The sequence below is a fragment of the Ruoffia tabacinasalis genome, assembly GCF_005864045.1.
GTDB lineage: Bacteria > Bacillota > Bacilli > Lactobacillales > Aerococcaceae > Ruoffia > Ruoffia tabacinasalis.
Genome location: NZ_VBSP01000069.1, coordinates 1 through 8,124, shown reverse-complemented (window position 1 = coordinate 8,124; position 8,124 = coordinate 1). Strand labels below are relative to the sequence as shown.

The following is an 8,124-nucleotide window of genomic DNA, read 5'->3' as shown; positions in this document are numbered from 1 at the left end:
AGAAATATTGGAGGTTGATTGGGCAGGTCAGACGTTGTCAGTTATTGATCCTGATACGGGTGAAAATAGAAAGGTGTATATATTTATCGCTACTTTACCTTGTTCTCAAATGTTTTACGTAGAAGGTGAATACGGCATTAGGAATCGTCCACCAGTGCGGAACTTTCGTCCACTGTATGCGAGCAAAAAGTCCACCAAGTGCGAAAATAATCGTCCAATTGTATAACCTTCTGTATACTTATTTTATGTATGAGTTTTCATACAAATAAGTTACAGGAGGTTATTTTTATGATCAATTATCATAAGATTCTTGAAATGCATCTACAAGGGATTTCTCAACGAACAATCTCTTCCAGTACGGGGCATTCAAGAGACAAAATTAGAGAGGTGGTGAATCAAGCAAAAGCCAAAGGCTTAGAAGAATTATCTAAAGAGATGAATAATCCTTGGTTGGAAGATTATCTCTTTCCCGAGAAAAGTGCGAATCAACGTGGATATTACGATCCAGACTGGGATTATATCCATAAAGAACTGCTCAAAAAGAATGTAACACTCAAACTTTTGCATAAAGAGTATGAACAGGAGGCAAAGATTCAAAACAAAATGCCCTACGCTTATCGAACATTTTGCGAGAAATATGGACACTACGGTAAGAAATATAAACTAACCATGCCTATACATCGCAAACCCGGTGAAATCTTAGAAGTGGATTGGGCTGGTAGCACCTTGTCCGTTAAAAATAGTGAGAATGGAGAAGATATCAAAGTCTACATCTTCGTGGCCACCTGGCCATTCAGTCAATATAGCTATGTTGAAGGCTTTTATGACATGAAAACAGATAACTGGTTGACCGCTCATATTCATGCCTTAGAATTTTTTCAAGGGGTACCTGAAACGGTCGTTTCAGATAATTTAAGAACAGGTGTGACAAAAACAGATTACTCCGAGCCACTTTTAAATGAAGGTTATAGACAATTAAGTGACTATTATCGTTTTACGATTGTCCCAGCACGTGTAAGGGCTCCAAAAGACAAATCCTCGGTTGAAGGAAACGTCGGCTTTATTAGTCGTCAAGTCATCGCCGCCTTGCGAAATGAAACGTTCTTTAGTTTAAAAGAATTGAACCAGGCAATTTCTGAAAAGACGCAAGTATTGAATCAAGAAGCTTTTCAAAAAAGACCTGGTTCAAGGTCTACAGTCTTTCAGGAAGAAGAACTTCCGTTCTTAGGTTCCCTTCGTCACCCGCGCTTTACACAGTCTCAATGGCGGATATCTAAAGTCCAATTAGATTACCATATTCAGGTGGAGCGTATGTTTTATTCCGTCCCTTATGAATATGTCAATGACGAAGTAGAAGTAAGAATAACTGATAACCTAATAGAAGTGTACTTCAATGAACATCGAATTGCATCTCATAAACGACTTCGAGGCGACATTGGTCAATACTCTTCAAATATCGATCATATGCCTGATAATCACCGTCGTTATTTAACTCATACTCCCAAAGAAAATTTATTATGGGCAGAGGATATTGGCCCAAGCACTTACGACTATGTCGATTATATTCTTTCCAATAACGTTGAAAAGAAAGCCCTGAAATTACTCGCTACATTAAGAAATATAGCCTCTAAATCTTCGTTAGAAGAGTTAGAAGCTGGCTGCCACACATTGATGTCTGTCGCAAAAGAGCCCACAAACTCATTACTAAAATCCATTCTCAGTCGTGCAAAGAAACGCAAGAAAGCTTTAAATACTGATTCGAAAGCATCAATTATAGAGGAGCAAACGGATAGCAAATATGGATTTGTCCGCGGTGCAGCCTATTTTGGAGGAAAAAATAAATGAGAAATGAACAAACACTTGAAAAGTTAAAAGCTATGCGATTAAGCGGAATGGCGGACTTATATGAACAACAGACAAGCGATGAATCTATCCAATCCTTAGGATTCGAGGAACGATTTGAGTTATTAGTAGACGCTGAATCTGCCCGTCGTAAATCGAATAAATTAGATCGTTTAATTCAACAAGCAACATTTAGTGAGCCAAATGCCTCTATTGAAGGGATCGAATACTATCCAGATCGCCACCTCGATAAAAACCTTATTTCTAAACTCGCGCAAGGAGGATATATTGAAAATCACCAAAATATTATCTTAATGGGTGCTTCTGGAAATGGAAAAACCTGGATCGCCAATGCCTTCGGTATTCAAGCCTGTCGTCAATTTAGAAAAGTAAAATACATTCGTCTCCCAGAATTGTTAATGTCAACTGAAAAATGGTCCACCTTGCTATTCAAAAACGGACCACTTGGCGGCAACTTATGACGTTGTTAGTGACTCAATCCATGTACTCGTTTGTTTAATGCGGTAACTTTCACCTCGCATATCGATGACATTCGCTTGATAGGCTAATCGGTCCACTAAAGCCCCAGTTAAAGTGGCATCTTTAAAACATTCTTGCCATCGATCAAAGGTTAAGTTAGTGGTGATCATAATCGATCCTTCATCGTTCCGGTTCGATAGTAAATTGAATAAGAGCTCAGCGCCCGCTTCATCAAAAGACAAGTAGCCTAATTCATCGATAATAACCAAATCAACACTTTCAAAACGGCGTTTAAAACGGACAAACTGACTCTGGGTGACCGCTTCTTTCAATTGAATCACTAAGTTAGGCGCATTAACGAACTGAACACTCATACCTTGTAAACAGGCTTCTATACCAATCCCAATACTAAAATGCGTCTTGCCGGTGCCTGGATTCCCAATTAAGATCGCATTTTCTTTCCGTTTAATAAATTCCAGTGAGGTTAACTCCCGTAGCTGCTTGCGTGGCTGTTCTTCAAACACACTGTCATCGAAATCCGCTAGATACTTCTTCTGATGAAACTTAGCCTGGTTGATTCGCCGTTGATGGCTCCGCTCACGTCGCTGCGCGACCTCTTCCCACAATAATTCGTTGAGGGCCTCTTCTAAGTTTAATCCCCGCTGTTTGGCTTCTGTCAGGTAGCGTTGGGAATGTTCACGAATATAGGCTAATTTTAATTCTCTGGCTGCTTCTTCAATCGACATTACTTCACACGCTCCAATCCATAGATGACATTGAGCCGTTGCCAATCCGCTTCAATTGCCTCTGTAATGGCTTCAGCTTCTTGTGAAAGGGACCTTGAGCTTTTATCAGAAGCCGTTTGGGAAAGTTGTGCCATTAATTGCTCCTTAGGTAAGGCCTGATACTGGTCTAATTTATCTAGGAATTCACGAGGTCTTTCTTTATAATATAGGGCATAGAGGGCTTTCAAATCGGGCGAGTGTTTGAGCACCAAGGAGTGTTTTAACGCTCCCGGTTTTTTCATCAACGTCTTGAGGTAGTGGTATATGTCAAGCTGATACTGATGGGAACCCTCTATTTTTTTATGCCGACAGACTTCCTCGTGGTTGGCATAAACCACAAAATACTCCGGATACACTTTTAATTGCACGGTATGCCCCACCAAATAATCGGGGACCGAATAAGCATTGGTTTCATACTGGATAATACTATATTTATTGACGCGGCATTGAACCATTTCGGCTAATTCAAAGGGCGGACGGTAGGTCAGTAGGTATTGCTTTTCCTCAACAATCTGACTCTTTTGATTCAGTCGTATTAACTGCTGCGTTAAATGGTCTCGGGCAGCTTCTGTGGATGAAAATTGGTAAGATTTACTGAAACATTGCCGGCGAATATGTTTAACTCGACCTTCTACCGTCCCTTTCTCATGGCCGCTAAAACAATTAGTCACATTAATTTCAAAGCCGTAATAGAGAGACAATTTGATCAGCGATTCATTGAGTTCTTTTTCAGACCGGCCAATAAAGCGCGTGACGACATTGCGCATATTATCATAAACCACTTCCTGATAGACCCCTCCCACCATCTCAAAGAATTGAACATGGGCCTCTTGAAAAACATCTTGTTTCTGATTCGTATATAAATAGGCCCAATAAAAATCAGAGGCTGGACTCGCAAACACTGCTAAGTGGTAAGTGCGAACCTTGCCGGCGATTTCCAGTTTGACTTCCCCAAAATCAAATTCCACACGGTAACCTAAAGGATACTCTTGGCGAATAAAGGCTTCTCTCGTTTTTTGTTTCAACTGCCGCCAGTAATGGGCGACGGTACGGTAACCAATGGGATGACCTTCTTCAGCGAGAAGCTCATGCACAGCGATCGCGGTTAATGCTTGTTTATGCGGGCCTAACCGTTTATTCTTTTTCAATTCTTGTTGATATAATTCTTTCATCCGTGCTTCTACTGCAGGAGTATACGCCCGTGTTCTTCGCTTGGAACTGTCATACGACCGAGTTAAAACAAGCTGTTCGGTTGCTTCTTCCACTTCTTGTTCACTCTTACTGGAATTCAAAGCGTCAATGCCTTTCTTATATCGATCACAAATGGCCTTCACCGTCTTGCGATCGATTCCTAACTCTCTTGCGATATGCCGATAGGACTCACCTTGGCGATATCTTGAGATAACATCAAATTGTTTCATTCTCCTAATCACTCCTTCTGCCTCCATCCATTTAATCATGTATGGTAAGCATAAAAATAAGTGGCCCCATTTTCAACGGCAACTTGCTGAATAATGGACCACTTTTAGAATACAACAAACAAGAATTAATTGACGAGTTAGCTTTAGCGAAATATGAGGCTGATGGTTCCTATCGTAAGCTGATTAAAAAGTATACGAAAATTGAACTACTTATCATTGATGAATGGCTACTGATGGATTTATCTTTAGAAGATAGTGTCCATGTATTTGAGATTATTGAAGCACGATTAAAACAAACTTCTACCATATTCTGTTCACAATTTTCACCTGAAGGTTGGCATGAGAAGATTAAACATACTCAGTTAGCCGACGCGATTCTAGATCGAATCAAACACAATTCTCACCAAATATTAGTTGATGGTGAAGTATCTATGCGAGAGCGTCATGGTTTGGAGGGCACTAAATGATTCCAATTGAAGTTGAAACTCGAATCGCTCTTTTTTACTTTAGACGACACCTTGCGGAAGATATTGACTTGAATCTATCCTCATTACTATTACCCTATTACTTAGACGAAGAAAATAAGCCTTCGGCTGACGAGATGGTTAATTTGGCCATTAAGTTTCTTGAACAAGCTTTAAAAGAATACGAATAAATTATTTTACTTTTTAGAAGTAAGAACAGAGCTCATGATGGGCTCTGTTCTTTTTATTTTATGTTCATAAATAAAAAACTTGTAATTTATATTTGTGTCCTGTACATTTAGTGCATAGGTTAGTTGGTGCACCAACTAACCTATGCACTAAATATAATTGGAGGTGCTGATATGGAGTCCAATGTTCCAATCTATTTACAAATTTCCCTCTTTATTGAAAATGAGATTATTAACGACCGCTTATCGATTGATGATAAAGTCCCATCAACTAATGAGTTTTCAAAATCAATGAATGTGAATCCGGCGACTGCTGGAAAAGGATTAAATGAACTAGTGGATCAAGGCATACTATATAAAAAACGCGGACTAGGTATGTTTGTAACAGAAGAAGCCAGAAGTATCATTATCAATAAACGGAAAGAGTACTTCACTGAAAATTTATTAAAAGAATTTTTAAAAGAAGCCAAGCAATTAAATATCAGTAAAGAAGAGTTAATCGAGAAAATAAGGAGTGACTATTGATGTTGACAGTAAAAAATATTACGAAAAAATATGGCAAGAATCTAGTTTTAGATAGAATTGCGATTGATTTTAATAATCCAGAAGGCGTCTATGGAATCCTAGGACGTAATGGAGTTGGAAAGACAACATTAATGAAAATCATATTCAACATGATTACGAATTATGAGGGTGATGTAGAGATAAATGGCTCACCTGTCAAAAATAATAATGATAAGTTAAAAGATATCCTGTATGTAGGTGGAGAAATTAATCAGTACAATTCGCTTTTTCAAGGTAAAATAAAAGACATTTTAAAAGTATATGACTTGATGTATGAAACATTTGATAGACAATATGCTGAGTCTTTATTAGATAACTTTGATATTAAGTTGAAAACTAAGTTTAGTAAATTATCAACGGGTAATCAAACCCTTGTTCAAAATACATTAGGCCTTGCTTCAAGAGCACCAGTTACAATTTTAGATGAGCCAACAAATGGCTTGGATTCTGTCAATCGTCAAAACTTCTTTCACTTTATGATGGAAGACTATGCCGAGCATCCAAGAATGTTTATGCTATCGACTCACTTAATTCAAGAAATTGAAAATTATTTAACAGATGTGGTTATTTTAAAAGACGCGGGCGTATTAATCGAAGATACCTTAGATAATATTCAAGCGAATTCTCATCTAGTTAAGAATGCACGATTAGAGAATAAAAATATTATTAAAGAAACGACATTCGGTTCGAGTGTTGAACAGACGATTTATGACGACTTGTCTAATGAAGAAATTCAGAGAATAAGAAACCAAGGTGGCGAAGTCGAGTCACTAGATCTACAAAGTCTGTTCAATGCACTGGTTGAAAAATAAGATTAAATTTTAAGGAGGATATTATGAAACGAACACTCAAATTACACTTTTTTAACATTAAAAGAACTTATTTATACGCAGCATTATTTATGTATGGAATACACGCCTTGTTTTGGCTCATTGCTTTATTAGTCGAAGGACCTGAATTTTACTCGATAATGACGACTCAGCCTACATGGTTAGCGTTACTGACATTTTTATTTTTCCCATTTACTTTTTTAGGCATCCTTTACCCGGTTTTCGATGGATTCACATCTTTTGATACTTCTCTACGAGTTGGTATTTCAAGAACGTCCTATTTTATCATTCAAATTGTAACTTATATTTTGGTAACTCTGATAATGTCATTCGCAAATGGTCTAACAGAAATTCCATGGACTGGTTCAACGAGTACTTATTTTTCACAGCTTATTGTTGAATATTTCTCTTTTACTACTATTGCATTCGAATTGATCATAACATTAGCGTTAGTAATTATAATGCTAGCTGTTTACCGTTTTAAAGTAAAAGTACTGATTCCCTTTGTGTTTTTAGGTTCTCTTTTTGGTCTTGTAGCAGGGGTTTCTTATAGTGTGGCTGATAGTACCTTTCTAATCGATCAATTACTAAATGTTATTGAATTCATTATGAATAACACAGAATTATTTATGTCTATGGTAATTACTGTTTTAATAGGTATCTACTGCTTAATGGTAAGTAAAATAGAAGTGCAAGACTAAACTTAATCCCTTTAACTTCCCACAAGGAGAGATTCTTTGTGGGAAGTTTTATTTTGGTTTCTTCGATAAATTAGCAGAATGGACGATGCTTTCCGCACTTAGTGGACGATTACTCCGCATTTACTGGACGAAAGTTCCGCACTAGTGGACGAAATCCATCGCCGTACTCATAGAAGGTTCTTATCGCATGGATTTACCGTCTTGGATTCGACTTCATCAGCATACCTTCGAATTTTTTGAAGGAACACCACAAATCCTTGTGCCTGATAATTTGAAGACAGGCGTTACTAAACATACGAGTAAAGAACTTATCTTAAATAAGACTTATGCAGAGATGGCTGACCACTATAACACAGTTATTTTACCCACACGCGTTCGTTCCCCTAAAGATAAGGCGAGTGTAGAGGGTTCAGTAAATATTGTGTCCACATGGATTATTCAAGGTTTAAGGAACATGAAGTTTTTCTCAATTGAAGAATTGAACGATGAAATCTTGAAAAAGTTAGACTATTTAAATAACAGACCCTTCCAGAACCGAAATGGTTCCAGATGGTCTGCCTTTTTAGAAGAAGAGAAATTCGCACTTTCTCCTCTCCCAGCCACTCCTTATCGAATGTCTGAATGGCGTACCGCTAAAGTACGTCCAGACTACCATATCTCTATTCACAGTATGTTTTATTCTGTCCCTTATGAACTAATAGGTAAGGAAGTAGATGTGAAAATTTCAGACAGTACAATTGAAATCTATTTTAATCACATAAGAGCAGCTTCTCATCAAACATTATATGGAAAATACGGACAGTTCTCTACCTTAAAAGAACATATGCCTCAGAATCATCGATTGTATAT

At 37.8% G+C, this 8,124-nt stretch carries 11 protein-coding genes; 9 read left to right on the top strand and 2 right to left on the bottom strand.

Going from position 1 to position 8,124, the window contains the following annotated elements:
- From FEZ33_RS12635 to FEZ33_RS11560, 3 genes are all read left to right on the top strand, one after another.
- Nucleotides 1-226: hypothetical protein (locus tag FEZ33_RS12635; protein ID WP_212746709.1), on the top strand; the 226-nt coding region annotated here is incomplete at its 5' end.
- A 62-nt stretch (nucleotides 227-288) separates the two neighbouring features.
- Nucleotides 289-1,845 (top strand): IS21 family transposase, encoded by a 1,557-nt coding sequence (gene istA, locus FEZ33_RS11565; RefSeq protein ID WP_138405528.1) that lies wholly within the window; start codon nucleotides 289-291, stop codon nucleotides 1,843-1,845.
- A complete protein-coding gene (locus FEZ33_RS11560) occupies nucleotides 1,842-2,324 on the top strand; it encodes an ATP-binding protein (protein ID WP_138405527.1) in 483 nt (160 codons plus the stop codon). The genes istA (FEZ33_RS11565) and FEZ33_RS11560 overlap by 4 nt, the downstream gene beginning before the upstream one ends.
- Here FEZ33_RS11560 and istB read toward each other — a convergent pair.
- Together istB and istA (FEZ33_RS11550) are read right to left on the bottom strand one after the other, a co-directional pair.
- A complete protein-coding gene (gene istB, locus FEZ33_RS11555) occupies nucleotides 2,319-3,068 on the bottom strand; it encodes an IS21-like element helper ATPase IstB (protein ID WP_138405526.1) in 750 nt (249 codons plus the stop codon). The genes FEZ33_RS11560 and istB overlap by 6 nt on opposite strands.
- Nucleotides 3,068-4,528, bottom strand: coding sequence for an IS21 family transposase (istA, locus tag FEZ33_RS11550; RefSeq protein WP_171031392.1), 1,461 nt, complete (start codon nucleotides 4,526-4,528; stop codon nucleotides 3,068-3,070). The genes istB and istA (FEZ33_RS11550) overlap by 1 nt, the downstream gene beginning before the upstream one ends.
- Nucleotides 4,529-4,611: 83 nt before the next feature.
- Here istA (FEZ33_RS11550) and FEZ33_RS11545 point away from each other — a divergent pair, with 83 nt between their 5' ends.
- The 6 genes from FEZ33_RS11545 to FEZ33_RS11520 form a co-directional block, all read left to right on the top strand.
- Nucleotides 4,612-4,995, top strand: coding sequence for an ATP-binding protein (locus tag FEZ33_RS11545; RefSeq protein WP_235888842.1), 384 nt, complete (start codon nucleotides 4,612-4,614; stop codon nucleotides 4,993-4,995).
- Nucleotides 4,992-5,183 carry a hypothetical protein gene (locus FEZ33_RS11540; protein ID WP_138405523.1) on the top strand — a complete coding sequence of 64 codons (192 nt, stop codon included), beginning with the start codon at nucleotides 4,992-4,994 and terminating at the stop codon, nucleotides 5,181-5,183. Before FEZ33_RS11545 ends, FEZ33_RS11540 begins: the two co-directional genes overlap by 4 nt.
- A gap of 171 nt (nucleotides 5,184-5,354) precedes the next feature.
- A complete protein-coding gene (locus FEZ33_RS11535) occupies nucleotides 5,355-5,705 on the top strand; it encodes a GntR family transcriptional regulator (protein WP_138405522.1) in 351 nt (116 codons plus the stop codon).
- Nucleotides 5,705-6,556, top strand: a complete 852-nt coding sequence (locus tag FEZ33_RS11530) for an ATP-binding cassette domain-containing protein (RefSeq protein WP_138405521.1) — start codon at nucleotides 5,705-5,707, stop codon at nucleotides 6,554-6,556. The genes FEZ33_RS11535 and FEZ33_RS11530 overlap by 1 nt, the downstream gene beginning before the upstream one ends.
- Nucleotides 6,557-6,579: 23 nt before the next feature.
- Nucleotides 6,580-7,275 carry a hypothetical protein gene (locus FEZ33_RS11525; protein ID WP_138405520.1) on the top strand — a complete coding sequence of 232 codons (696 nt, stop codon included), beginning with the start codon at nucleotides 6,580-6,582 and terminating at the stop codon, nucleotides 7,273-7,275.
- 187 nt (nucleotides 7,276-7,462) lie between these two features.
- A partial coding sequence (locus FEZ33_RS11520; protein ID WP_138405519.1) for a Mu transposase domain-containing protein occupies nucleotides 7,463-8,124 on the top strand: 662 nt, incomplete at its 3' end.